Source organism: Streptomyces sp. NPDC028711, from assembly GCF_055565415.1.
This window is the reverse complement of record NZ_JBVHUJ010000005.1, coordinates 97,975-120,515: the sequence shown is the minus strand read 5'-3', so window position 1 is coordinate 120,515 and position 22,541 is coordinate 97,975. Positions and strand designations below refer to the sequence as shown.

The following is a 22,541-nucleotide window of genomic DNA, read 5'->3' as shown; positions in this document are numbered from 1 at the left end:
TCATCGCGGGGCGGGGACGGCCGGTCGTGCCGCTCCCCCGTACCCGGTCGCGCGGGCGGCCGGTCAGGTCAGCAGGTGGTTGGGGTGGGAGGAGCGGCGGGCCGCCGCGAGGAGTGCGTGCATGCGGGGTCCGGCCTGGTCGATGTCGGTGACGGGGGTGGGGAAGGGCAGCCGGACGTCCTGGTGGCCCGTGGGGTGTTCGAGCCGCAGGGTGATGCCGTAGCGGTCGAGGGCGACGGGGAGGGCGCGGACCATGTCCCGGTCGGGGCGGGGCCGGACGAGGCGGAGGAGCAGGGGGACGAGTTCGCCGTGGCCGTCGACGAGGTGGGTGAGCATCGATGCCTCGCAGGTGGCCATGGGGTCGATGTCCGTCGCGTGGAGCTCTTCGAGGGTGACGAAGGTGCGGCCCTCGGCGTCCTCGAGGAGGGCCTGGCCGAACTCCATGCAGATGCTCGCGCTCGATTCCGGCTCGTAGGGGGTGGCCAGGAGTCCCGTCAGGGTGACGCGGGCGCGCAGCCGTTCGCGGACGGGGGTGGGGGCGATGTCGGTGAACTCCAGGCGTACGGGGATGCGTGCGGCCTGTCCGGCGTGGCTCTCCTCGGACGGGTCGTGCAGGTGGATGTGGCCCATCGGTCCGGTCCCGTCGAGGAGATGCACCTCCTGGTGGACCCCGTCGGAGACGACGGTCATCGAGTGGGCGGCTGCCAGGACCGACCGCACGCGCTCGGCGGGGGTGGGCCGCGTGGTGCGGGGGCTGAAGGGACGCATCCGAGTTCTCCCGGGACAGGTGACGGAGACACTGCTCCTGAGGACAGCCGCCTCGGCGACCGTTACTTAGGTAAGCCTAAGCTAACTCACTGTCGGCGGCCATGGAAGGGCCCCACCTCCCGACACGGCCCCTGACGGTCCATGTGATGATCTGCTCTTCATCGAGCGGATCCCCTGTGGATCCCGGGGAGAGAACATGGCATACACGGACGCCAACGGCGTCGATCTGTCCGGCGTCACCGGCAGGCTCATCCAGACCGTCGACCTGGTGAAGAGCCCCGCCCCCCAGGCGATCGCCACCGACACCGTCAACGGGCACGTCTTCGTGCTCCAGGTGGAGAGCTCGGCCACCGCCCCCGAGGGCAACATGTACCTCAACCGCATCGACCGCCGGACCGGCACGGTCACCGGCTCGATGCAGCTGAAGGGCTTCGGACACGGGCTCTCGATGGGCGCCGAGCCGGTGGGCGCCGACACCTACCTCTGGACCGAGGTCGGCCCGCTGCACGTCACCTCGGACGGCACCACCTTCGGCAAGGCCGTCACCCGGTTCCGGTTCGTCGACGGCTCGGTCCTGGACGGAGCCCTCATCCCGCAGGAGCGGAAGTTCACGCCGCCCGGCAGCACCTCGGGAGTCGGACCGTCGCTCGACCCGGTGAACAACCTGCTGTACGTCATGTACCACAAGGACGGAAAGCGGCACTTCACCCGGTACGACCCCGCCGCGGCCGCCGCCGGCTCCTGGGTCCCGGTCGGCACCACCTTCGTCATGCCGGCCGGAGAGGACGTCACGCCCGCCGTGCCCTCGCCCTACCCGCTGCGCAAGACCCTCGTCTCCCAGGGCTTCACCGTGCTCGGCGACGTCCTCTACTCGTACCAGTGGGCGCCGTACGACAAGGAGAACAACCCGACGACGGTCCCCAGCGAGTTCCCCGGCATCGCCTTCCTCACCTCGTACTCGTGGACGACCGGCGCGCGCCTCGACCGGCAGGTGGTCACCAACGCCGACGGCCTCACCCGGCGCGAACCCGAGGGCGTCGCCGTCGAGGTCGACCCCGCCACCGCCGAGACCCGGCTGCTGTTCGGCTTCAGCAACACCGTCCCCGGCACCACGGGTTCGCGTGACGTCACGATCGGCTGGTACCCGACGAAGCCCGCGGTCGACGGGGTCAAGGTGCTCGCGGACTGGGAGGACCTCACCCTCGCCGCCGGTGTCACCCCGGGCGCCCAGCCCCCGCGCGGACGGCTGATCGCCCTCGCCGGCACCACCTACCTCCAGCTGCGCGGCACCCTCACCTGCTCCCCCGGCCTGACCGCGGACAGCAGGATCGCGACCCTGCCGCACCGGCTGCGCCCGACTCATCTCACCCGCCAGAACGTGCCCCGCAACAACAACACCGGCCGCTGCGTGTGCCGGATCGAGGCCGACGTCCACGGCGCTCTCTGGGCGTACGGCGCCACCAGCGACAACGCCACCACCTGGATCGACCTCGACGGCGTCTCGGTCGCCTGGCGATGAACCACCGCCGCACCGCGACCGGCCGCACGGACCGCCTCGCGTCCACCGCGCCCCTCCCCCCGACCGACCGCCCCACCCGATCCGGAGGATCGAGCATGACCCAGCACACGACCAGCCGCCGCTCCCTGCTCACCGCCGCCCTCGCCGCCCCCGCCGTCGCCGTCGGCGCCCCGCTCCTGACGGCCACCCCGGCCGCCGCCGTGGACCCCGTGGACGGCTGCCAGACCGTCGTCGACTGGACGGCGATCACCCTGGACCCGACCGTGACGGCCGTCGCGGGGGCGCCGGCGGAGGCCCGGGTGATACGGCTCGCGGGGACGGAGTTCCTCCAGCTGCGCGGCACGGTCACCTGCGACTTCAGCACCGACGGCCGGCTCGGCACGCTGCCCGCCACCATCGTCCCGCCGAAGCTGACCCGCGGCGTCTGCCCCCGCAACAACAGCCAGGGCATCAACGCCGTCCGCATCGAGGCCAACACCGCCGGCTACGTCAACGTCTACGGCCCCCAGTCGACGAACAAGGTCACCTGGATCCAGCTGGACAACTTCTCGTCCGTCCTGCGCTGAGACCGGTAGAACGCTCCCCCGGCGGGTAGTTCGCCCCGTGACACCCGGGAAAGGGGAGCGGCATGCGGGAAGAGGGTTCCGAGCGGAGACCGCTGTCGGCGGCGGAACTGTTCGACGGTCTGGGAATCGCGTACGAGCGGGCCTTCGGACACCTGCCGGCCCAGCTGGCGGCGGTCGACTGGCTCACGTCCCGCCTGGACGCGGGAGCCCGTGTGCTCGACGTCGGCAGCGGCACCGGACGGCCGGTCGCCGACCTCCTCGTCCGGTCGGGGTGCGCCGTGACGGGCATCGACGTGTCCGGGACGATGGTCGAGCTGGCCCGGGAGCAGGTGCCCCGGGCCCGGTTCGAGCGGGGCGACGTCCGTGACTTCGACGCTCCTGCGGGGAGCTTCGACGCGGTGTGCGCCTTCTTCCCGCTCCTGATGATGAGCCGGGCGGAGGCCGGCGCCGCCCTGGAGCGGATGGCGGGCTGGCTGGCGCCCGGGGGGTATCTGGTGAGCGCCACCGTGCCCGCCGACGTCGACGGCGTGGACATCGAGTGGATGGGCCGGCCGGTCAGGGTCTCCAGCTTCCCGGCCGGCGAGTACCTGCGCAGGCTCCGGGAGGAGTGCGGTCTCGACGTCCTCCACCACGAGGTGTCGGTCTTCCGCCCGGAGGACGAGCGGGCGGCCCCGGAGGAGCACCTCTTCTGCTACGCCCGCCGCCCCGTCGGACCGAGCTGACCCGCGCCCCGGGTCACGGCGTGTCGCCGGACCAGTCGAAGCGGCCCGCGTCACCCGGGCGCGGCTCGTAGAGGGAGCGGCCGCCGGCGCCGTAGCGGCCGAGCTCCGTCTCCAGGACCGCGCCGGCGGCCCGCTCCTCCGCCGTCCGGTCGGTGACGTCGAGCAGCAGGCCGTCGAGCGGCCCGCCCACCAGTTCGGCGTAGACCCGGCCCGGGCGGGGGCCCGGCCTGGGGTCGTCGTGGTCCTGGCCGTAGACCCGGCCTCTCAGCAGCTCCTCGTCCCTGTCCATGAGCCCCAGCCTCCCAGCCGCCACTGACAACGCCGCCGGGCGTGCCCACCACATGGATCGCCGCAGGTCGAGGAGAAGAAGGTCACAGTCGTACACCCTCCTTCTCCTTTGGTGATCTCCCCTAGCATCCGAGCATGACGGTCCTGCCTGACGACGGGCTCTCCCTGGCGTCCGAATTCCCTGACGCGCCACACGAACAGTGGCAACACCTCGTGGCGGGTGTCCTGCGCAAGTCGGGCAAGGAGGTCTCCGGCGACGCCGCCGAGGACGCCCTGTCCACGCTCCTGGAGGACGGCCTCGACACCCGTCCGCTGTACACGGCTCGCGACGCGGCGCCGGACGCGGGCCTGCCCGGCTTCGCGCCGTTCGTCCGCGGCGGCCGCGCCGAGGGCAACACCCTCGGCGGCTGGGACGTGCGCCAGCGCCATCTCGCCCCCGACAACGAGTCCGTCCTCTCCGACCTGGAGAACGGCGTCACCTCCCTCTGGCTCGGTGTCGGCGGCGCCGGCATCCCGGTCGCCTCCCTGGCCACGGTCCTCGACGGCGTCTACCTCGACCTCGCGCCCGTCGTCCTCGACGCGGGCGACGAGACGGAGGCGGCGGCCGAGCGGCTCCTCCGGCTGTACGAGGAGCGGGGCGTCGCCGCGGACGCCGCCCGGGGCAACCTGGGCGCCGACCCCCTGGGCCACGAGGCCCGTACCGGACGACCGTCGTACGACCTCGCGTCCGTCGCCGGTCTCGCACGCCGCTGCGCCGACGCGTACCCGGGCCTGCGGACCCTGACCGTGGACGCCCTGCCGTACCACGAGGCCGGCGGCTCGGCCGCGCAGGAGCTGGGCTGCTCGCTCGCGACGGGCGTGGCCTATCTGCGCGGTCTCACCGAGGCCGGACTGAGCGTCGCCGAGGCCTGCGCGCAGCTGGAGTTCCGCTACGCGGCCACCGCCGACCAGTTCCTGACGATCGCCAAGCTCCGCGCGGCGCGCCGGCTGTGGGCCCGGGTGGCCGAGGTCTGCGGCGCCCGGGAGGCGGGTGCGCAGCGCCAGCACGCGGTGACCTCGCCGGTGATGATGACGCGCCGCGACCCGTGGGTGAACATGCTGCGCACCACGGTGGCGACGCTCGCCGCCGGGGTGGGCGGGGCCGACAGCGTGACCGTGCTGCCGTTCGACGAGGCGCTCGGTCTGCCGGACGCGTTCGCGCGCCGGATCGCCCGCAACACCTCCACCGTCCTCATCGAGGAGTCGCACCTCTCCCGGGTCATCGACCCGGCGGGCGGTTCCTGGTACGTGGAGCGGCTCACCGACGAACTGGCGCACGCGGCCTGGGAGTTCTTCCAGGGTATCGAGCGGGTGGGCGGCCAGGAGGCCGCGCTGCGGGCCGGGACGATCGGCGAACGCCTCGCCGAGACCTGGGCCGCGCGCAGCGCGAAGCTCGCCACCCGCCGCGAACCGATCACCGGCGTCAGCGAGTTCCCGAACCTCGCGGAGAAGCCCGTGGACCGCGCGCCCGCGCCCGAGCGGCCGGCCGGCGGTCTGCCCCGGGTCCGGCGCGACGAGGCCTTCGAGGCGCTGCGCGCCCGCTCCGACGCCCACCTCGCGGCGACCGGCGCCCGGCCCCGGGTGTATCTGGCGGCGCTCGGCCCGGCGGCCGCGCACTCGGCCCGGGTCACCTTCGCCGCGAACCTCTTCCAGGCGGGCGGCATCGAGCCGGTCACCGAGGGCACGTTCGAGGAGAGCGGCGCCCGCGAGGTCTGTCTCTGCTCCAGCGACGCCCTGTACGAGGAGCGGGCCGCGACGGCGGCGGCGGAGCTGCGCGCCTCGGGCGCCGAGCACGTCCTCCTCGCCGGCCGCCCGGGGGCCCACCCCGGTGTCGACACGTACCTCTTCGCGGGCTGTGACGCCGTCGCCCTGCTCTCCACCGCCCTCGACCGCATGGGAGTGTCCTGATGTCCATCCCCGACTTCTCCGGGATCGAGCTCGGGGCGCCGACCGCCGACGGCGGCCCCGACGCGTGGCGTACGGCGGTCGAGAAGGCGGCGGGCGGCGACGACCTGCTCTGGGAGACCCCGGAGGGCATCGGCGTCAAGCCGCTGTACACCGGGCAGGACCTGGAGGGCCTGGACTTCCTGGGCACGTACCCCGGCGTCGCCCCGTACCTCCGCGGCCCGTACCCCACGATGTACGTCAACCAGCCGTGGACGATCCGGCAGTACGCGGGCTTCTCCACGGCCGAGGAGTCGAACGCCTTCTACCGGCGCAACCTCGCCGCCGGGCAGAAGGGTCTGTCGGTCGCCTTCGACCTGCCGACCCACCGCGGCTACGACAGCGACCACCCGCGCGTCACCGGTGACGTCGGCATGGCCGGTGTGGCCATCGACTCGATCTACGACATGCGGCAGTTGTTCGACGGCATCCCGCTGGACCGGATGACGGTGTCGATGACCATGAACGGCGCCGTGCTCCCCGTACTGGCGCTGTACATCGTGGCGGCCGAGGAGCAGGGCGTACCGCCCGAGAAGCTGGCCGGGACCATCCAGAACGACATCCTCAAGGAGTTCATGGTCCGCAACACGTACATCTACCCGCCCGGGCCGTCGATGCGGATCATCTCCGACATCTTCGCCTACACCTCGCAGCGGATGCCGCGCTACAACTCCATCTCCATCTCCGGGTACCACATCCAGGAGGCGGGGGCCACGGCCGACCTGGAGCTGGCGTACACCCTCGCCGACGGCGTGGAGTACATCCGGGCGGGCCGGGAGGCCGGGCTCGACGTGGACGCGTTCGCGCCGCGCCTGTCGTTCTTCTGGGCGATCGGCATGAACTTCTTCATGGAGATCGCGAAGCTGCGCGCGGCCCGGCTGCTCTGGGCCAAGCTGGTCAAGCAGTTCGACCCGCAGAACCCCAAGTCGCTGTCCCTGCGGACGCATTCGCAGACCTCCGGCTGGTCGCTCACCGCGCAGGACGTGTTCAACAACGTCACCCGCACCTGCGTCGAGGCGATGGCGGCCACCCAGGGCCACACCCAGTCGCTGCACACCAACGCCCTCGACGAGGCGCTCGCCCTGCCCACCGACTTCTCCGCGCGGATCGCCCGCAACACCCAGCTGCTCCTCCAGCAGGAGTCGGGCACCTGCCGGACCATCGACCCGTGGGGCGGCAGCGCGTACGTCGAGAAGCTCACCCACGACCTCGCCCGGCGCGCCTGGAAGCACATCCAGGAGGTCGAGCAGGCCGGCGGCATGGCGAAGGCGATCGACGCCGGCATCCCCAAGCTGCGCGTGGAGGAGGCCGCGGCCCGTACCCAGGCCCGGATCGACTCCGGACGGCAGCCGGTCATCGGCGTCAACAAATACCGGGTGGAGACCGACGAGCGGATCGACGTCCGGTCCGTCGACAACTCCTCCGTCCGCGCCCAGCAGATCGCCAAGCTGAAGCGGCTGCGCGAGGAGCGCGACGAGCAGGCCTGCCAGGACGCGCTCGCCGCGCTCACCCGGGCGGCCGGCGGCGACGGCAACCTCCTCGAACTCGCGGTGGACGCGGCCCGCGCGATGGCCACGGTGGGCGAGATCTCCGACGCCCTGGAGAAGGTGTACGGACGGCACGCCGGGCAGATCCGTACGATCTCCGGTGTGTACCGCAACGAAGCCGGCGAGTCCCCCTCCGTGGAGCGCACCCGGGCCCTGGTCGACGCCTTCGGCGAGGCCGAGGGGCGCCGGCCGCGCATCCTGGTCGCCAAGATGGGCCAGGACGGCCACGACCGCGGCCAGAAGGTCATCGCCACCGCCTTCGCCGACCTGGGCTTCGACGTCGACGTCGGCCCGCTGTTCCAGACCCCTGCCGAGGTGGCCCGCCAGGCCGTCGAGGCGGACGTGCACATCGTCGGGGTCTCGTCGCTGGCCGCGGGACACCTCACGCTCGTACCGGCGCTGCGGGAGGAACTGGCCGCGGAGGGCCGCGAGGACATCATGATCGTGGTCGGCGGGGTGATTCCTCCGCAGGACGTGGCGACGCTCCTGGAGATGGGCGCGGCGGCCGTGTTCCCGCCCGGGACGGTGATCCCGGACGCGGCCCACGACCTGGTGACGCGTCTGTCGGCCGGCCTCGGGCACGAGCGGTGATCGATCTCGACACGTACGTACGGGGTGTGCGGGAGGGGAAGCGGGCGCTTGTCGCCCGCGCGATCACCCTCGTCGAGTCGACCCGCCCGCAGCACCGGGCTCTCGCCCAGGAGCTCCTGACGGAACTCCTTCCGCACAGCGGGAACGCCGTGCGGATCGGGATCAGCGGAGTGCCCGGTGTCGGCAAGTCGACGTTCATCGACGCGTTCGGGACGATGCTCACCGGGCTCGGCCACCGGGTCGCGGTGCTCGCCGTCGACCCGTCGTCGAACCGCACCGGCGGCTCCATCCTCGGCGACAAGACCCGGATGGAACGCCTCGCCGTCGACCCGGCCGCGTTCGTCCGCCCCTCCCCCACCGCCGGCACGCTCGGCGGCGTCGCGAAGGCGACCCGCGAGTCGATCGTCGTGATGGAGGCCGCCGGATACGACGTGGTGCTCGTCGAGACGGTCGGCGTCGGCCAGTCCGAGACCGCCGTCGCCGACATGGTCGACTCCTTCCTGCTGCTCACCCTGGCCCGCACCGGCGACCAGCTCCAGGGCATCAAGAAGGGCGTCCTGGAGCTCGCCGACGTCGTCGCCGTCAACAAGGCCGACGGCCCGCACGAGCGTGACGCCCGCGCCGCGGCCCGCGAACTCGCGGGCGCGCTGCGGCTCATGCACGGCGTCGACTCCTTCTGGACGCCGCCCGTCCTCAGCTGCAGCGCCCGGGAGTCGGCCGGCCTCGACGAGGTCTGGGAGCGCCTCCGGCAGCACCGGACCCTCCTCGACTCGACCGGCCGCCTCACGGCCAAGCGCCAGGACCAGCAGGTGGACTGGACCTGGACCATGGTCCGCGACGAGCTGCTGCGCCGCCTCCACACGGACCCGGCGGTCCGGGACCTCGCGCCCGCCCTGGAACGGCGAGTCCGCGCGGGGGAACTCACGGCGACGCTGGCCGCCGAACGCGTCCTCGACGCCTTCGGCGAGCGCCGGGACTGACGACTCCTCCTGTTTCAGGGGGCCTTCCCTTTCGGGAAGGCCCCCTTTTCACGCTCCCCCGCATACCCACTTTTTTGTACGTACTTGTCGGGGCGCGCGCCCCGGGCGAAGCTGGAGGCGGCCCGGAGGAAGGGAGCGGGACAGGGCCTCAGGAAGCGGTCGGCACGGCCGTGAGCCGGTCCAGGCGGCGGTGCCCCCAGTCGGACAACGGGGCGAGCGCCTCGGACAGTTCGAGTCCGAAGCCGGTCAGGGAGTAGACGGTCTTCGGCGGCAGCACGTCGTACACCTCGCGGTGCACGAGACCGTCCTCCTCCATCTCGCGCAAGGCCTGGGTCAGCACCTTCTCGCTGATCTCGGGCAGCTTCCGGCGTATTTCGCCGGGGCGGTGCGGGCCGGTCTCCAGCAGCCACAGCAGGGCCGTCTTCCACTTGCCCTCGATGACCACGATCGCGGCGCTCACTCCGCAGACGTTGGTGTCCTGGGCCCGGGCGCGATTCATCCGCGTCCTTCTCCTTCTCCTCCGGCGTTTCTTACCTTCACCTTTCTACAAGGGAGTTCACCCATGTCTTCTTCCGCCCTGCCTTCTTCCGGTGCCTCCTCGGCCGGGCCGCGTGCCGTCACGGTTCTCGGTCTCGGGCCGATGGGACGGGCCCTTGCCGCCGCGTTCGTGGCGGCGGGCGTACGGACCACCGTGTGGAACCGCACCCCGGGCCGGGACGGGGAACTCGTCGCCGCGGGTGCCGTGCCGGCCGCGAGCGCCGAGGAGGCGGTCGCGGCGAGCCCGCTCACCGTGGTCTGCCTGGTCAACTACGACGCCACCGACTCCGTCCTGCGAGAGGAGGCCGTGACGCGTGCGCTCAAGGGGCGGACCGTGGTGAACCTCAGCGCCGACACCCCCGAGCGGGCCAGGGACACCGGCCGCTGGGCCGATGAGCACGGCATCGGCTATCTCGACGGCGCGATCATGACCCCCGCCGCGACCATCGGGACGCCCGCCGGCGTCTTCCTGCACAGCGGCCCGGAGCCGCTCTACCGCGAGCACCGGTCGGTGCTCGACGCCCTGGGCGGCACCCACACCCACCTCGGGGAGGAGGTCAGCCGGGCGGCGGCGTACGACATCGCGCTGCTCGACATCTTCTGGACGGCGATGACGGGGTACGTCCACGCGATGGCGCTGGCCCGCGCCGAGGGCATCACCCCGACCGAGCTCGCGCCCTTCGCGCAGGGCATCGGCGCGATCCTGCCGCCGCTGTTCGGGGACCTGGCCGAGGACGTGGAGAGCGGTACGTACTCCGGTGAGGGCAACCCGCTCACCTCCGCGGTGTCGACGATGGCGCACATCGTGCACGCCTCGGAGGCGCACGGCATCGACGCGGGGGTCATGCGGGCCGCGGAGGGCCTGGCGCGCCGCACGGTGGCCCTCGGCCACGGCGCGGAGGGCTTCACGCGGGTCGCCGAGGTCCTCGGGCGCCGCTGAGGCACGCCCGGACGGGGACGGCTCCCTCGGATGCCGTGCCCGGCGGGGCGTGATGTGCTGGCTTGTAGGGGGAGTGGCCCCATCGGGGCGGCGCCGACGGTACCGCCCCGCCTCACAAGGAGTGATCCGCCATGGCGGTCTTCGTCCACAGCGTCCTCCCGGATGTCACAGCGGACCAGTACGACACCCTCAACGCCAAGCTCCAGGAGACTCCCGAGATCTTCGACGGCTGCATGTCCCACGCGTGCGTCGAGACCGACGGTGGTCTGGAGATCTTCGACCTCTGGGAGTCCGAGCAGCAGATGAACGCGTTCGTGGAGCGCATGATGCCGGTCGCTACCGGCCTCGGCTGGCCCATGACGGGAGACCGGCCCAGGATCATGCCGGTGCACAACCAGTGGGTCCCCGGCGCGGGCCGCTGACGGCCCCGGCGTCCCACGGCTCACGTCCGCGCGAGGAAGGCCGGCCGGAGCGAGGCGTCCACCGGGTCGTAGTACCGGTGGAAGACCGGGGTGGCGGAGCCGGACACCGGAGGGACGATCCAGCTCCAGTCGGCGGGCGTGGACCTGCCGTGGCGGCTCTCCTGGTCGATGTGCCGGAGGAAGCGCCGGGACTCCGTGTGGTGGTCGGCGATCGTCACCCCCGCCTCCTGGAAGGAGTGCAGCACCGCCACGTTGAGCTCCACGAGCGCCCGGTCCCGCCAGAGGGTGCGCTCGGTGGAACGGTCGAGCCCGAGCCGGTCGGCCACCACCGGGAGGAGGTCGTACCGCTCGGTGTCGGCGAGGTTCCTCGCGCCTATCTCCGTGCCCATGTACCAGCCGTTGAACGGCGCCGCCGGATACCGTACGCCGCCGATCTCGAGCGTCATGTCGCTGATCGCGGGCACGGTGTACCACCGCAGCCCGAGCTCCGCGAACCACGCGTGCCCGGGGTGGGTCAGCGGCACCTCGCGTACGGCGTCGTCCGGCAGTTCGTACCACCGCGGCCTCCCTCCGGGGTGCTCCCGCACCATCAGGGGAAGGACCTGGAAGGGCCCTTCGTCGCGCTTCCATCCCAGGTCACGGGCGTGCGCGGTCAGGGCGGCGCTGCGCGGATCGCCGCACCGGCGGCCTTCGGGCGTGCGGTGTCCCGCGTACCGGACCAGCTGGTCGTTGACGATCCGGGGCGCGGGGCGGCCCGGCCGGTCGGGGGCGAAGACGGTGATCACCGGGCGGATCCTGCCGCCGTTGCCGGCCAGCCGCAGATGCTCGAAGCAGGCGTCGGCGACGGCGTCGGCGGAGGTGACGTGACGGAGGTCGCGCACGACGAGGCTGCGCCAGTAGAGCCTGCCGATGCAGCGGGCCGCGTTGCGCCAGGCGACCCGCGCGCCGAAGGCGAGCTCGGCCGGTGTGTGCTCGTAGGTTCCGGTGCGGTCGATCTCGGCGAGTACCTCGCGGACCCGGCTCTCCCGTTCTCCGGCGCCGGGCTGCTCGTCGTGGAACTGCCTGATGAATCGTTCCGCCTGCTGCCGGTCGGTGAGCTGCGGCGGAGGGGCGGGATACCCGGGGGCCGGGACGGCCGGCTCTCCGGACGCGTAGGGGCAGGTGCCCGTGCTGGGGACAGACTTCCGGCGGCGGCTGCGACTGAAGATCAAGGTGTTCCTCCCGGCGTCCATGACTACCGTAGGAACACGCGTGGGCGCGGAGGGTAGGTGAATTCCCGTCCCCGGATGTGCCTTGGCTGGTAGCCTGCCCCGCCCGCCGGGACAGGGCGCTGTCCGACCTCCGCCGTAGGGTGAGAACCGCACGCGACGGGCAGGAGGCGGACGTGGCCGGGACGACGACACCCACCGGGACGACGGTGGCCGAGGTGATGGCCGAGCTGGCCGGACTCGAGGATCCGAAGGCACGCGCGGTGAACGAGCGACACGGCGACGACCACGGTGTGAACCTCGGCAGGCTGCGCGCGCTCGCGAAGCGGCTGAAGACGCAGCAGGACCTCGCGCGCGGGCTCTGGGAGACGGGTGACACCGCGGCGAGACTCCTGGCGCTCCTGATCTGCCGCCCGAAGGCGTTCGGGCGGGACGAGCTCGACACCATGGTGCGCGAGGCGCGCGCCCCCAAGGTGCACGACTGGCTCGTGAACTACGTGGTCAAGAAGAGTCCGCACGCCGAGGAGCTGCGCCTGGCGTGGTCCGCCGATCCGGATCCGGTGGTCGCGAGCGCCGGGTGGGCGCTGACCACCGAGCGCGTGGCGAAGAAGCCCGAAGGCCTCGACCTCGAAGGACTGCTCGACGTCATCGAGGCGGAGATGAAGGACGCCCCGGACCGTCTGCAGTGGGCGATGAACCACTGCCTGGCCCAGATCGGCATCGGACACCCCGGGCACCGCGCCCGTGCCCTCGACATCGGTGAGCGTCTGGAGGTGCTCAAGGACTATCCGACGTCACCGGGGTGCACGTCTCCCTTCGCGCCCGTCTGGATCACCGAGATGGTGCGCCGGCAGCAGACCCCGTGACCGTACGGGCCGGGTCTCAGCGGCCGAAGGTGTCGATGTTCTCGACGAGCCAGCGCCCGTCGCGGCGCACGACGTCCACGGCGAACATCGCGCCCGCGTAGACCCCCTGGTCCTGGGCCTTCGGCTGCTGTTTCGCACCGCCGGCCCTGCCGGTCCCCGCCGTGCTCACGCTGCTCTGGTCGGCGTAGACCAGGACCCGGGCGCGGTCGCCGTCGATCCGCTCGACGGCGCTGTCGGTGACCGTCGTGGTGATCACCGTCTTCTGCCGCGCGGCCTGGGCGAGCACCCCGCCGAGCAGCGCCCGGTGCTGGGCGACGGCCTTGCCCGTGAGGAGGGTCTTCCCTGCCCGCTCGAAGGGGCCCGTGTCGGCGTGGTCGTACGAGAAGAGGGCGGCGACGGCGGCCGAGGTCTGCCCCTTGATCTCGCTGGTACGGGCGAGGTCGGTGAGGGCCGTGTTGCCGCGGGCGGGGTCGTCGCGGAGCTCTCCGGCCCTGCTGTACGCCCATCCGGCGAAGCCGCCGAGAAGGAGCGTCAGGACGCACAGGACGACGAGGGGCACGAGGTGACGCGGCCGCGCCCGCTCCTCGGCCGCCTGACCGGAGGACGACGCGCTCCGGGTGGCGTCGTCGGCGCGGCCTGTGGTCTCGGCAGCGGCCTCCCGCCCTGGTGTTCCGGCCGTTCCCCGCGCGGGCGCCGCCGCCGGCCGCTGCCGGGTCCGTGGGCCGGCCTCGGCCCTCACGCCCGTCGGCTGCTCGGCGAGGGCCAGGCGGCGGCGCTGGCGGTTGAGGTGATGGCGGGGCGTCGGCATCGTGCGTGTCCTTTCGGGGTGCGGGTGGCTCTCGCGGTGGGGGTGCCCCGACGGTCGGGCCGGATCGGCGTCACGAGCCCGGTCCGATCGGCACGGCACCCCCGGGGGCCGGTCAGCCGGCCGCCGTGCCGCCCACGGGGGCCTGCCCCAGTCCGCTGAGCTTCCAGTGGCCGTCGGTGCGGGTGAGTTCGCCGAGCATGCGGCTGTCCTTCTCGGTGCTCTTGCTGTCGGAGGTCGTGACGGTGATCCGCAGGGCGACCAGCACCCGGGCCCGCCCGGCCCGGTCGTCGAGCTCCGTGACGGCGCCGGAGAGCACCCGGGCCTTGGTCACCGTCTTCGCGGACCGCACCTGCGTGGTGAACTCCTCGCGGCCCTCCACGAGTTGCTTGTTCAGGTCGCCGGTCGTCGAGGACTCCCAGAGGTCAAGGCCCTGCTCCACACGCCGGTGGTCGAGCGTGTTGAGGTTCTGCACGGCCTGCTCCCCGGCCGCGAGCGCCCGGTCGCGCTGCACGGCGTACGCGGCGGAGTCGTCGTGGGCCGCGGCGTACCAGTCACGGCCGGCCCAGGCCGCGAACCCGCCCGCGACGAGGGTGAGCGCGAGGGCCCCGGCCAGGGCGGGCCGGATGCCCGCCGGGGTGCGGACCGCGCGTGTCATGGGGTGCTCCCGTCTCCCGCTCATCGTCAGCGGGCCTTGATGTCGACGATCAGCCACCGGTCGCCCTCGAACCTCGCGGTGACGGTCAGCTGGGCCGCGGCGGACGTGGCGGCGGCCTTGTCCCGCCGCGAGGTCTGGTCGAGGAACACGAGGAGGCGTGCGCTGTCCCCGTCGAGTTCGATCACCCCGGTGCGGACGGCCTGGGTGGTGAGGGTGATGCGCTGCTCGGCCAGACGCGCGCGGACCTGGGCGAACAGGTCGCTGTACTGGCGGCCGGCGCGTCCGGCGAGCACGGTGCGGGCGGAGCGTTCGGCGGCGTCGGCCCTGGCGGGGGCGTAGGAGAAGACCCGGGCGAGTCCTTCGCCGACGTCGCCGCTGACGCGGGTGGTGGCCCCGGTGTCGGTGAGCGCGAGGTTACGCGCGGAGGGAGTCGAACGGAGCTGGTGGGCGCCGTAGAAGAAGCCGCTCCCGGCGAGGAGCGGGGCGACGACGGCGACGACGAGGCCGGCCCTCCGCCAGGAGGCGGTCGAACGCCGACCGGCCTGGCCCGAGTCCCCCGGCCCGTCCCCGCCCGAGGCCTCGGGACCGTCCGCGTCCGTGGACGCCGACCCAAGACCGCCCGAGGCCTCGGGACCGTCCGCGTCCGAGGCCTCCGGCCCGGGAAGGTTCGTGACCTCCGGACCGCTGTTCTCGTCCGTGGCCGTCTTGCGTGGCACTCGCAGCGCCCTCAGCACTCGTGTCACTCCTCCTCGCTCTCCTCGGCTCCGGCGACGGGCACCGCGCTCAGTGCCGACACCCGCCATGTGTCCTCGCCGGTGCGCGTCAGGACGGCCTCCAGGCGCTTGCGGTCGGTGGTCGCGCTTCCCGCGCCGCGTGGGGTGACGTCGACGCGGACGGTCGCGATGAGCTTCGCCGTACCGGCTCTCGCGTCGAGCGCGGTGAGGGCCGCCTCGGTGACCGTGGCGCGCGCCGAGGCGCCCACCGAGGGCTCGGTGCGCCCGAGTTCGGTGCGGAGCGCGCCCGTGGCGGCGTCGCGCCAGGCCCGGATGCCCGCTTCGGCGCGCTCGCGGGTCGAGGCGTCGAGCGTGTTCAGGACGGTGATGCCGTGCCGGCCCTCGGCGAGCGCGGTGTCCCGTTCGCGGCTGAAGGCGAGCTCCTGGTCGGTGCGGGCCTGTGCGTAGGTCCACGCGCCGGTCCCGCAGAAGCCGAGGGCGGCGACGAGGGCGCCGGCGCCGAGGACCCCGGCCCGCCTCATCGCGTACTCCCGGTGTCCAGGCCGAGGAGGCCGGCCATGTCCGTCGGTCCGCCGGACTGGCCGGGCAGCGCGAGCGCGCCGGGCAGCGCCGCCCGTGTGTCCGCCGCGGGGCGCGCGCTGCCCGAGGGCAGGGAGCCGGGCTTGGCGGGGACGGGCACGCGGCCGCCCTTCGGCGCCTGGGCCGAGCCGCGCACGTTGACCCCGGCCGCCGCGGAACCGGTGCAGGAGGCGCCGGTGTTGAGGGCGGGCGCGGTCCCGAGGTCGAGTCCGTTGCGGTAGCGGGTACCGCCGTATCCGGAGGTGCAGGGCAGCGGTTTGAAGAAGGTGACGGCGAGGCCGATGTTCAGGCGTCCTCCGTGGACGGCGGTGGCTCCGGCCGACACGGCCGCCGGGAGCCTCACGAGCAGTTCCTCCGTGCCGCGCTGCCGGGTGACGGCGATCTCGGAGGTGGTGAGGAGGTTGGCGAGGACGACGCTGAGGCTCGGGTCGAGGTCGCGCAGGAGGCCGCTGATCTGGCCGCTCGCGTCGGGGGTGACGGCGAGGAGGCGGCGCAGGTCGGCGTCGGAGCCCTTGAGGGTGGCGGCGAGGTCGCGCGCGCCGGTGGCGAAGTCCCTGATGGCGCGGCTCTCCTCGGCCTGGGTGCGCAGGACGACCTCGCCGTCCTCGATGAGCCGGGTGGTGGCCGGCAGTGATCGGTCGGCGGCCTCGACGAAGGCGCTGCCGTTGTCGAGGAGGACCTGGAGGTCGTCGCCGTGTCCTTCGAAGGCCTTGCCGAGTTCGTCGACGACGGTGCGCAGGGACTCCAGGGGCACGGAGCGGGTGAGGTCGTTCATGCCGGCGAGCACGTCGGTGACGGGCGCGGGCACCTGGGTGTCGGACTGTTCGATGCGGGCTCCGTCGGCGAGGAAGGGGCCGTCGTCGCTCTCGGGGCGCAGGTCGATGTACTGCTCGCCGACGGCGGAGAGTCCGGCGACGACGGCCCGCGCGTCGGCGGGGATGCGGGGGGCCGACTTCTTGATGCGCAGCTCGGCCACGACGCCTTCGGCGGTGAGGCCGATGTCTCCGACGCGGCCCACGGAGACGCCCCGGTAGGTGACGTCGGAGTGGGTGAACAGGCCGCCGGTGCGGGCGAGATGGACGCGGACGGTGTAGTGGTCGGCGACGCCGGCGTAGCGGCCGAGGTCGGCGTAGCGGACGCCGACGAAGCCGAGGACGAGCACGGCGATGACGAGGAACGCGAGGTTCTTCAGCCGTACGGTGCGGGTGATCACCGGTTCTCGCCTCCGTCCTTGGGTGGGGTGGCGGACTCCGGCCGGCTGCCCGTCGGGACCGGTGGCAGGGGCAGGGGTGTCTCCGGGCTCTGCGCGGTGCCGTTCGTTCCCGGTCGCCGCTGGGAGGCCGGGGCCGAAGGGGAGGGCGTGGGCGCGGGCTTGGGGATCAGCGGCGGGATCACCTCGGTCCCGGGGGCGGCGGCGAGGTGCAGATAGGTGTTGAGGTAGTCGCCCTTGACACCCCGCATCACCTCGTCGGTGAAGGGGTACGTCAGGAGGACCTGGAGCGATTCGGGCAGGTCGGCGCCGGCGTCCGCGAGTGCCTTCAGGGTCGGTGCGAGGGCCTTGAGGTCGGCGACCATGTCCTTCTTGCTCGCGTCGATGGTGGAGACGGCGACTCCGGACAGGGTGTCGAGGGCGCGCAGCATGGTGAGCAGGGAGCCTCGCTGGTTCTCCAGGGTCTTCAGGCCGGGTGAGAGGCCGGTGAGGACCGTGTCGACGTCCTTCTTGCGGCCGGCGAGGGTGGCGGAGAGCCGGTTGACGCCGTCGAGGGCGCGGGTGATGTCGCCGCGGTGCGCGTCCAGGTTCGTCACCAGGGTGTTCACCCGTCTCAGCATCGAGCGGACCTCGGGTTCGCGGCCGCCGAGTGCCGCGTTGAGTTCCCTGGTGATGGTCTTGAGCTGGTTGACGCCGCCGCCGTTGAGGAGCAGGGACAGCGCGCCGAACACCTCCTCGACCTCGGTGTTGCGGCTGGTGCGGGCCAGGGGGATGACGCTGCCGTCGGTGAGCCGTCCGCCGTCGTCCTTCCGCGGGGCGACGAGCTGGATGTACTTCTCGCCGAGGAGGCTGGACTGTTCCAGGCGGGCGCTCGCGTCGGCGGGGAGCCGGACGTCGCCGTTGATGGCGAGGGTGACGCGGGCGGTCCAGGTGTCGGTGCCGAGTTCGATGCGGGTGACGCGGCCGACGGCGACGTCGTTGACCTTGACCGCGGACTGGGGCACGAGGCTGAGGACGTCGTCGAGTTCGGCGGTGACGGTGTAGGGGTGGGAGCCGAGGTCGGCGCCGCCGGGCAGGGGCAGGTCCTCGATGCCGTCGAACCGGACGGGGTGCGCGGGGAGCGCTCCGAGGACGACGGCGAGACCGAGGCCGAGGGCGATCACTCCGGCGGCTCCGGCGCCGGCGGCCTTGCGGGAGGGCAGGGTGCCGCGTCTCACCGCTCCCCCTCTCCGGTGCTCGCCGCGGAGCCGCCGGTGGCCGCTGGGCTCCCGGTCGCCGCGGAGCCGCCGGTGGCGGGCAGCGGGAGGAGGGGGCCGCCCATGCTGATCTCGTTGAGGTTGGCGCGGCCGTCGATGGTACGGGTGTCCGGGTCGTACGCGTTGACGAGGTTGCCGGCCGCGAGCGGGGCGACGTCGAGCGCTTCGGCGAGGGAGGCGCGCTGGTCGACGAGGGTCTGGGTGAGGGGGACGAGCCGGTCGACGTTCTTCTTCAGTTCGCCGCGGTTGTCCTTGATGAACGTCTTGACCTGGGCGAGGGCCGTGCCGAGTTCCTTGAGGGCGCCGGCGAGGTCGTCCTTGTTCTCGGCGAAGTAGCCGACGACCTCGTCGAGGCGTTCCTGCGCGGTGCGGACGTCGCCGTCCTTGTTCTTGAGCATGGTGGTGAAGGTCTGGAGCTGGCGGAGGGTGGTGAAGAGGTTCTCGCTGCTGCCGTCGAGGGTCTTGGCGGCCTTGCCGAACTGTTCGATGGAGGTGCCGATGGCGGTGCCGTTGCCCTTGAGGTTCTTCGCGCCGGTGTCGAGGAGTTCGGACAGGGCTCCGGCGGAGTTGGCGCCGTCCGGGCCGAGCGCCTTGCTCAGTTCGGTGAGGGAGGCGTACAGCTGGTCGATCTCGACGGGGGTGCGGTTGCGGGAGGCGGGCAGCTGGGCGCCGTCGGCGAGGGTGGGTCCTGTGCTGTACGCGGGGCTGAGCTGGACGTACCGGTCGGCGACGATGCTGGGGGCGACGACGAGGGCCCGGGCGTCCGCGGGGACGCGTACGCCCTCGTCGAGGCGGAGGCCGACGCGTACCCGGGTGCCCTGTGGCTCCACGGACTCCACCTCTCCGACCCGTACGCCGAGGACGCGGAGGTCGGATCCGGCGTAGATGCCGACCGCCCGGTCGAACCAGGCGGTGACGCGGGTGCCGTCGTCGTCGAGGACGCGTACGGCGACGAGACCGCTGGCGGCGAGCACCGCGAGGGCGAGTCCGGCGACGAGGGGTCTTCTGGTCCTGGTCATCATTCACCGCTCCCCTTGGCCGTCGCCGTCTGTTTCGGCGGCAGGCATCCGGTCGTGGGCTGCGAGGCCTCGGGCAGATAGGTGCGGGGCACCACGCCGCACAGGTAGCTGTCGAACCAGCGGCCGTTGCCGAGGGTGTTGCCGACGAGCCGGTAGTACGGGCCGATGAGCGCGAGCGTTCTGTCGAGTTGGCCGCTGTTCTTCTCCAGGACGCCGGTGACGCGGCTGAGGGCCTTCAGGGTGGGGCCGAGCTGCCGGTCGTTGTCGCCGACGAGGCCGCTGAGCTCGGTGCCGAGGGCCCGGCTGCCCTTGAGGAGGGCGCGGATGGCGTCGCGGCGCTTCCTGAGCTCGCCGAGCAGCGAGCCGCCGTCCTCGATGAGCGTCTCGAAGCTGGACTTCTGGGTCTCCAGGGTCTTGGTGAACTTCTTGCTGTTCCGCAGGAGCCGGTCGAGTTCGGTGTCGCGTGTGGAGACGGACCGGGAGAGTTCGGACAGGCCGGTGGCGGCGTTGCGCACGTGCGGCGGTGAGTTCTTGAAGGTGGCGGACATCGTCTCGAAGCTCTCCGCGAGTTTCTCGGTGTCGAGGGCGTCGACGGTGCCGCTGAGGTCCTGGAAGGCCTGTGTCACGTCGTACGGGGAGGTCGTGCGGGTCCCCGGGATGCGGGTTCCGGGGTCCTGCGGCGCGGAGCCCAGCGGGTCGAGCGCCAGGTACTTCTCGCCGAGGAGGGTCTTGATGGCGATGGCGGCGGTCGACCGGTCGCCGACCCAGGCGTCGCCGACCTCGAAGGTCACCTTGACCTTGGGGCCGTCGAGGGCGACCTCGGTGACCTTGCCGACCTTGACCCCGGCGATCCGCACCTCGTCGCCGGTGTCGAGTCCGGCGGCTTCGGAGAAGTCGGCGCTGTAGGCCGTGTCGCCGCCGACGAGGGGGAGCCGTTCCACGTTGTAGGCGAGGGCGGCGAGGAGGGCGAGGACGAGGAGTCCGACGACGGCGACGGCGATCGGGTCGCGTTCCTTGACCGGCCCCAGCCGGGGGCGGGGGCTCATCCGCGGCACCTCGGTTCGGTGACGGCGATGCCGGTCGGCGGCTTGGAGCCGTCGGAGGTTCCCACACCGCTCACGCGCGCCTCGCAGAGGTAGAGGTTGAACCACGATCCGTACGAGGAGAGCCGGGCCAGGGCGGTCATCTTGGCGGGGGTGTTGGCGAGGAACCGCTCGATGGCGGGGGTGTGCTCGCCGAGGGTGCCCGAGAGCCGGCCGAGTTCGCTGATGTCCTTCTTGAGGGGGGCGCGTCCGTCGTGGAAGAGCCCGGCGGTCGTCGTGGTGAGGTCGCCGATGGCCTGGACGGCCTCGCCGAGGGGTTTGCGGTCGGTGTTGAAGCCGGTGACGAGTTTCCTGAGGGTGACGACGAGGTCGTCGAAGGCGGCCTCGCGGTCGTTGAGGGTGGTGAGGACGGTGTTGAGGTGGGTGACGACCTGGCCGATGACCTCGTCCTTGGCGGCCACGGTCTTCGTGAGGGAGCCGATGTGGCGCAGGAGGCTGTCGACGGTTCCGCTCTCGCCCTGGAGGACCTGGACGAGGGAGCCGGCGAGCTCGTTGACGTCGCCCGGCGAGAGTCCCTCGAAGAGGGGCTTGAACCCGTTGAACAGCAGGGTGAGGTCGAGTGCGGGTGTGGTGCGGTCGAGCGGGATGGTGTCCCCGGCCCGGAGGGTGCCGGTCACGTCGCCGCTGCCGCGGTCGAGGGAGACGTACCGCTGCCCGACCATGTTGAGGTACTTCACGGCGGCGGTGGCCGACCGGGGCAGGGAGCGGTCCTCGCGGACCGAGAAGGTGACCTGGGCGGTGCGCCGTTCGACGACGCGTACGTCGGTCACCTCGCCCACCTTCACTCCCGCGATGCGCACGGAGTCGCCGGTGACGAGCCCGGTGACGTCGGTGAACAGCGCCTTGTACGTGCGGGTGGCGGAGCCGACACCGGTGTTGGCGATGCTGAAGCCGAGGACGGTGGTGGCGAGCGCGGTGACGAGGACGAACGCGAGGGACTTCAGGAGGGTCCCGGTGAGGCCGCGTCGGCGGGTGTGGGTGTTCGTCATCGGAGGGTCACCTCCGCGCCGCGGAACGCGGGTCCCGCGAGGAGGCTGCTCCAGTCCGGGAGGTCGCCGGGCCGCTGCTTCGCGGCGGGGGCGAGGAGTTCGTTGACGAGGTCGTTCTCCTGCGGGGAGTTGGCGGGGCCGAGCTGCTGGTCGGCGGCGGCGGACGCCCGTGCGGCGGGGGCGGCCGGGACGCCGAGGTAGGGCACGGGGTAGCAGCGGGGCCCGCCGCCGGATCCGTACGAGGGTGTGTCGCGGCCGGGGACGTAGGCGCCGCGCGAGGGCACGGTGGTCACGTCGACGTGGAGTCCGGGCCGGTCGGTGCCCTTGCCGAGTGCCTTGTCCATGGCGGGCACGAACTGGGCGAGGGTGCGCAGAGTGCAGGGAAAGGACGGGGAGTACTCGGCGAGCAGTTCCACGGTGGGTCTGCTGGTGGCGCTGAGCCGGATGATGTTGTCCTTGTTCTGTCGGAGGAAGGCGGTCAGGTCCTGGGCCGTCCGGGTGGTGGTCCCGAGGGTGCCGGCAAGCTCGCCCTCCTTCTCCGCGAGGGTGCCGCTGGTCGTGGTGAAGTCGGTGAGCGCCGTGACGATGTCGGGGGCGACGTCCGCGTAGAGGTGGCTGACCTTCACGAGTTCTTTCAGGTCGCGGGTGAGGGCGGGCAGCTGGGGGTTGAACTTCCGCAGGTGCGCGTCGAGTCGGGCGAGGGTGTCGCCGAGCTTGTCGCCGCGTCCTTCGAGGGCCTGGGAGACGGCCGACAGGGTGGCGGACAGTTTCTGCGGCTGGACGGCGGTGAGCAGGGGCAGGACGTTGTCGAGGACCTGCTGGAGTTCGACGGCGTTGCTCGACCGGTCCTCGGGGATGACGTCGCCGGGGCCGAGCGGTCGCGCGGAGGGGTTCCCGGGCGGTACGAGGGCGACGAACCGTTCGCCGAAGAGCGTCGTGGGCAGCATCTGCGCGCGGACGTCGGAGGGGACGTGGCGCAGGGTCCCGGGCCGCATGGCGAGGGTGAGCCGGGCTCCGCCGTCGGTGGCGTCGATGGCGCGGACCTCGCCGATGACGACGCCGCGGAGTTTCACCTCTGCGCCGAGGTGCATCTCGTTGCCGATGCTGCCGGTCTCGACGACGACCGGGTCGGAGTCGGTGAAGCGCTTGTCGTAGACGGCGACCGCCAGCCACGCGAGCAGGGCGGGTACGAGCAGGAAGACGACGCCGGCGAACCGGCGGCGCAGTGTCTCGGCCGTGGAGTCGCTCATC

Annotated in this window: 23 protein-coding genes; 9 read left to right on the top strand and 14 right to left on the bottom strand. The window is 72.5% G+C overall.

Translation table 11 applies throughout. The features are described from left to right. Positions 1 to 63: 63 nt before the first annotated feature. Positions 64 to 768: a DUF2470 domain-containing protein gene (locus ACZ4VK_RS18475; RefSeq protein WP_468353409.1), complete on the bottom strand. Its 705-nt coding sequence runs from the start codon at positions 766 to 768 to the stop codon at positions 64 to 66. Between the two features lie 196 nt (positions 769 to 964). Between ACZ4VK_RS18475 and ACZ4VK_RS18470 the strand changes: the two genes are divergently transcribed. The 3 genes from ACZ4VK_RS18470 to ACZ4VK_RS18460 all read left to right on the top strand — a co-directional run bounded on the left by ACZ4VK_RS18470 (position 965) and on the right by ACZ4VK_RS18460 (position 3,575). Further along, on the top strand, positions 965 to 2,287 hold the full coding sequence (locus ACZ4VK_RS18470) for a hypothetical protein (protein ID WP_468353408.1): 1,323 nt from the start codon (positions 965 to 967) through the stop codon (positions 2,285 to 2,287). A gap of 95 nt (positions 2,288 to 2,382) precedes the next feature. Further along, entirely contained in the window at positions 2,383 to 2,853 is a 471-nt protein-coding gene (locus ACZ4VK_RS18465; RefSeq protein ID WP_468353407.1) for a hypothetical protein, read from the top strand. A gap of 62 nt (positions 2,854 to 2,915) precedes the next feature. After that, on the top strand, positions 2,916 to 3,575 hold the full coding sequence (locus ACZ4VK_RS18460) for a class I SAM-dependent methyltransferase (RefSeq protein WP_468353406.1): 660 nt from the start codon (positions 2,916 to 2,918) through the stop codon (positions 3,573 to 3,575). A 13-nt stretch (positions 3,576 to 3,588) separates the two neighbouring features. On the opposite strand, the gene ACZ4VK_RS18455 is transcribed toward ACZ4VK_RS18460, so the two are convergent. Beyond that, complete coding sequence (locus tag ACZ4VK_RS18455) at positions 3,589 to 3,864, bottom strand: hypothetical protein (RefSeq protein WP_468353405.1); 276 nt, start codon at positions 3,862 to 3,864, stop codon at positions 3,589 to 3,591. Positions 3,865 to 3,998: 134 nt separating this feature from the next. Here ACZ4VK_RS18455 and ACZ4VK_RS18450 point away from each other — a divergent pair, with 134 nt between their 5' ends. Genes ACZ4VK_RS18450 through meaB form a run of 3 tightly spaced genes read left to right on the top strand, consistent with a single transcriptional unit; the run spans position 3,999 to position 8,964 of the window. Beyond that, positions 3,999 to 5,810, top strand: coding sequence for a methylmalonyl-CoA mutase family protein (locus ACZ4VK_RS18450; protein ID WP_468353404.1), 1,812 nt, complete (start codon positions 3,999 to 4,001; stop codon positions 5,808 to 5,810). Continuing rightward, positions 5,810 to 7,984, top strand: coding sequence for a methylmalonyl-CoA mutase (scpA, locus tag ACZ4VK_RS18445; protein WP_468353403.1), 2,175 nt, complete (start codon positions 5,810 to 5,812; stop codon positions 7,982 to 7,984). Before ACZ4VK_RS18450 ends, scpA begins: the two co-directional genes overlap by 1 nt. Next, entirely contained in the window at positions 7,981 to 8,964 is a 984-nt protein-coding gene (meaB, locus tag ACZ4VK_RS18440) for a methylmalonyl Co-A mutase-associated GTPase MeaB (protein ID WP_468353402.1), read from the top strand. Before scpA ends, meaB begins: the two co-directional genes overlap by 4 nt. A gap of 148 nt (positions 8,965 to 9,112) precedes the next feature. Here the strand turns inward: meaB and ACZ4VK_RS18435 are convergent, their stop codons facing one another. Next, the gene (locus ACZ4VK_RS18435; RefSeq protein ID WP_468353401.1) at positions 9,113 to 9,463 is read right to left on the bottom strand and encodes a winged helix-turn-helix transcriptional regulator; all 351 of its coding nucleotides are present in this window, start codon (positions 9,461 to 9,463) and stop codon (positions 9,113 to 9,115) included. A gap of 63 nt (positions 9,464 to 9,526) precedes the next feature. Here ACZ4VK_RS18435 and ACZ4VK_RS18430 point away from each other — a divergent pair, with 63 nt between their 5' ends. Then, a complete protein-coding gene (locus tag ACZ4VK_RS18430) occupies positions 9,527 to 10,441 on the top strand; it encodes an NAD(P)-dependent oxidoreductase (RefSeq protein WP_468353400.1) in 915 nt (304 codons plus the stop codon). A gap of 131 nt (positions 10,442 to 10,572) precedes the next feature. Then, positions 10,573 to 10,863 (top strand): hypothetical protein, encoded by a 291-nt coding sequence (locus ACZ4VK_RS18425; protein WP_468353399.1) that lies wholly within the window; start codon positions 10,573 to 10,575, stop codon positions 10,861 to 10,863. Between the two features lie 20 nt (positions 10,864 to 10,883). Here ACZ4VK_RS18425 and ACZ4VK_RS18420 read toward each other — a convergent pair whose 3' ends face one another. Next, positions 10,884 to 12,095: a nitric oxide synthase oxygenase gene (locus ACZ4VK_RS18420; protein ID WP_468353398.1), complete on the bottom strand. Its 1,212-nt coding sequence runs from the start codon at positions 12,093 to 12,095 to the stop codon at positions 10,884 to 10,886. Between the two features lie 197 nt (positions 12,096 to 12,292). Here ACZ4VK_RS18420 and ACZ4VK_RS18415 point away from each other — a divergent pair, with 197 nt between their 5' ends. After that, positions 12,293 to 12,937 carry a DNA alkylation repair protein gene (locus tag ACZ4VK_RS18415; RefSeq protein WP_468353662.1) on the top strand — a complete coding sequence of 215 codons (645 nt, stop codon included), beginning with the start codon at positions 12,293 to 12,295 and terminating at the stop codon, positions 12,935 to 12,937. Positions 12,938 to 12,953: 16 nt separating this feature from the next. On the opposite strand, the gene ACZ4VK_RS18410 is transcribed toward ACZ4VK_RS18415, so the two are convergent. The 10 genes from ACZ4VK_RS18410 to ACZ4VK_RS18365 all read right to left on the bottom strand — a co-directional run bounded on the left by ACZ4VK_RS18410 (position 12,954) and on the right by ACZ4VK_RS18365 (position 22,540). Beyond that, entirely contained in the window at positions 12,954 to 13,745 is a 792-nt protein-coding gene (locus tag ACZ4VK_RS18410) for a hypothetical protein (RefSeq protein ID WP_468353397.1), read from the bottom strand. Positions 13,746 to 13,857: 112 nt separating this feature from the next. Further along, on the bottom strand, positions 13,858 to 14,400 hold the full coding sequence (locus ACZ4VK_RS18405; protein ID WP_468353396.1) for a nuclear transport factor 2 family protein: 543 nt from the start codon (positions 14,398 to 14,400) through the stop codon (positions 13,858 to 13,860). Positions 14,401 to 14,426: 26 nt separating this feature from the next. Beyond that, positions 14,427 to 15,116, bottom strand: a complete 690-nt coding sequence (locus tag ACZ4VK_RS18400) for a hypothetical protein (protein WP_468353395.1) — start codon at positions 15,114 to 15,116, stop codon at positions 14,427 to 14,429. Between the two features lie 23 nt (positions 15,117 to 15,139). Further along, complete coding sequence (locus ACZ4VK_RS18395) at positions 15,140 to 15,655, bottom strand: hypothetical protein (RefSeq protein WP_468353394.1); 516 nt, start codon at positions 15,653 to 15,655, stop codon at positions 15,140 to 15,142. Beyond that, positions 15,652 to 16,926, bottom strand: a complete 1,275-nt coding sequence (locus ACZ4VK_RS18390) for an MCE family protein (protein WP_468353393.1) — start codon at positions 16,924 to 16,926, stop codon at positions 15,652 to 15,654. Before ACZ4VK_RS18390 ends, ACZ4VK_RS18395 begins: the two co-directional genes overlap by 4 nt. Continuing rightward, positions 16,923 to 18,140 (bottom strand): MCE family protein, encoded by a 1,218-nt coding sequence (locus tag ACZ4VK_RS18385; protein ID WP_468353392.1) that lies wholly within the window; start codon positions 18,138 to 18,140, stop codon positions 16,923 to 16,925. Before ACZ4VK_RS18385 ends, ACZ4VK_RS18390 begins: the two co-directional genes overlap by 4 nt. Then, the gene (locus ACZ4VK_RS18380; RefSeq protein WP_468353661.1) at positions 18,137 to 19,198 is read right to left on the bottom strand and encodes an MCE family protein; all 1,062 of its coding nucleotides are present in this window, start codon (positions 19,196 to 19,198) and stop codon (positions 18,137 to 18,139) included. Before ACZ4VK_RS18380 ends, ACZ4VK_RS18385 begins: the two co-directional genes overlap by 4 nt. Further along, complete coding sequence (locus ACZ4VK_RS18375) at positions 19,198 to 20,244, bottom strand: MCE family protein (protein ID WP_468353391.1); 1,047 nt, start codon at positions 20,242 to 20,244, stop codon at positions 19,198 to 19,200. Before ACZ4VK_RS18375 ends, ACZ4VK_RS18380 begins: the two co-directional genes overlap by 1 nt. Next, positions 20,241 to 21,290, bottom strand: coding sequence for an MCE family protein (locus ACZ4VK_RS18370; RefSeq protein WP_468353390.1), 1,050 nt, complete (start codon positions 21,288 to 21,290; stop codon positions 20,241 to 20,243). Before ACZ4VK_RS18370 ends, ACZ4VK_RS18375 begins: the two co-directional genes overlap by 4 nt. Then, positions 21,287 to 22,540: an MCE family protein gene (locus ACZ4VK_RS18365; RefSeq protein WP_468353389.1), complete on the bottom strand. Its 1,254-nt coding sequence runs from the start codon at positions 22,538 to 22,540 to the stop codon at positions 21,287 to 21,289. The genes ACZ4VK_RS18370 and ACZ4VK_RS18365 overlap by 4 nt, the downstream gene beginning before the upstream one ends. Position 22,541: the final 1 nt, after the last annotated feature.